Origin of the sequence: Bradyrhizobium rifense, from assembly GCF_008123425.1 — a bacterium.
Classification (GTDB): domain Bacteria; phylum Pseudomonadota; class Alphaproteobacteria; order Rhizobiales; family Xanthobacteraceae; genus Bradyrhizobium; species Bradyrhizobium rifense.
Genome location: NZ_VSSS01000135.1, coordinates 1 through 1,922 on the forward strand (window position 1 = coordinate 1; position 1,922 = coordinate 1,922).

The 1,922-nt window shown below is 58.7% G+C and carries 3 protein-coding genes; all 3 read left to right on the top strand.

All coding sequences use genetic code 11. From position 1 onward, the window contains the following. A partial coding sequence (locus FXB40_RS47485) for an argonaute/piwi family protein (protein ID WP_430648197.1) occupies positions 1 to 1,214 on the top strand: 1,214 nt, incomplete at its 5' end. Positions 1,215 to 1,371: 157 nt separating this feature from the next. Then, complete coding sequence (locus tag FXB40_RS47490) at positions 1,372 to 1,638, top strand: hypothetical protein (protein WP_148779124.1); 267 nt, start codon at positions 1,372 to 1,374, stop codon at positions 1,636 to 1,638. Between the two features lie 53 nt (positions 1,639 to 1,691). Next, positions 1,692 to 1,922 (top strand): hypothetical protein (locus FXB40_RS48850; protein WP_210352250.1); only part of this gene is annotated, 231 nt, incomplete at its 3' end.

Sequence of the window (1,922 nt, forward strand, 5' to 3'; positions counted from 1 at the left end):
TCAGAAATGAGTCAGAGCCCCGATTGGATGCCGATTACCCCGAATACGGGGTCCTTATTCCATGCCGAAACACACTTGAGGCTGCGCCGCGCGACGCGCACATCAAATGGCCCGATCTTCTGCACCTGCTTCCAGGCGAGGGCGACCCGCAAGCACGGCTTTTTCTTGCAATGGAGGCCGCGCTCCGACGGCTCGATACGGTGCGAAGCGCGTTTGACGTCGTGCTCGTCCATTTTCCCGACAGCTGGAATCCTGCTACGCGCGGCAAGTTCTTCGATGCGCATGATGCGCTCAAGGCCCTTGGCGCGAAATACAATATCCCCACCCAGGTGCTCAACGATCGAGCGTTCACCTTCGCCCATAAGGCTTCCCTTGCGTGGCGCCTGGCGACTGCCTTGTATGTGAAGGCCGCCGGCACACCCTGGAAACTGGCACCGCTGAAAGGTGTACCAACAGATACCGCCTATATCGGGCTCGCTTATGCACTCCGCGGCGATCAGCGAGACGCGCACTATGTGACGTGCTGCTCACAAGTTTTCGACATGGATGGCGGCGGCATGCAGTTCGTCGCCTTCGAGGCGCGCGACCCGGTCGCCGACGTTGCCGAGGCTCGTAGAAATCCGTTTCTGAGCCGTGACGACATGCGAGCGGTACTCGCCCGCAGTCTCGAGCTTTATCAAGGCCGCAATGGCGGCAACCTTCCTAAGCGGATGGTCATCCACAAGACTACCGCCTTTAAGGACGGCGAAATCGAAGGGGCGTTCGATGCATTATCCGGCGTACCGGAGATCGAGTGCATCGAGATCAGTTCGGCATCTTGCTGGCGTGGAGTTTGGTTGATCAAGTCTGGCCAGCGGACCCCTCCCACACGGCCGTCCGGCTATCCCGTGCCCCGAGGAACGATGGTAGTGAGATCAGGCAACTCCGCGCTCGTATGGGTGGCGGGAAATGCTCCCGAGGTCTCGACCAAGGGCGACTATTATCAGGGAAAGAAGAGCATTCCGCGCCCGCTGCAGCTCATCCGCCATGCCGGCAGTGGCCCTCTTGAGCTAAGCGCTCATGAGGCGCTGGCGCTGACCAAGATGGATTGGAACAACGATGCACTCTACGACCCCGTGCCGGTGAGCATCCGCTACTCCCAAAAGCTGGCAAGGACGATTGCGAACGTCGCGGACCTGCCGAGAAACGTCTATCCGTATCGCCTCTTCATGTGAGATCAATTAATAGGCCAGGAGAGCAGGCGCCCGCCCTAAGGGCTTCCGCTTTGCGCATCCTGATGCGGTCGTTCGCGCAGTCGAAGCGAGTTCACAATATCGACAGCGGACACCACCACGCTAGGATGCTGAGACGTGCAAGCCTCGGAGCGCATAGATGCCAGAGACTGACCCAGAATACATGAGCAACGTCTTCGTCAAGGTTGATGGAAAGGAACGGCTCAACGAGCTATGTTCGATCTTGCGGGGCCTGCTCTACGCAAACCGCCAGAGTGACGGGAAGATTAAGAAGAATCAGGAATTCTCGCGCGGTGTTACCATCCATTTCGGCAACGGGCCGGACGCGAGGGACTTCATTAAATCGATCAAACATTTCCTGAAGAAAACGGTTCGCAAACGATTGACGGTCCAGTTGCAGGGCTGACCAGGCGACCGCACGATCTCGCGATCTATCGCCTGTCGCGCGATGCGGCCGACGTGCTTTGCCTGCTTCGGGGACGTATCCCGATTCCAGCCTCCGACGGCCATCTGCTGCAGGGTCGCAACGATCTTCCGTTCGAAATTGTTGAGCGTCCGCGTTTCCGCGCCTCAGAGGGCGATCTGCGCTCATGCACCTTCGTTGAGCCTGCGGCACAGTTCGACATTATCCAGGCTTCCGATCTTAATCTCGGGATTACGGTGACAGTCCTGGACTGCACCCCTGAAGTG

Excerpts from the sequence above, each read along its gene's own strand:
- FXB40_RS47490 (WP_148779124.1), top strand. The coding sequence starts at position 1,372 with ATGCCAGAGACTGACCCAGAATACATGAGCAACGTCTTCGTCAAGGTT.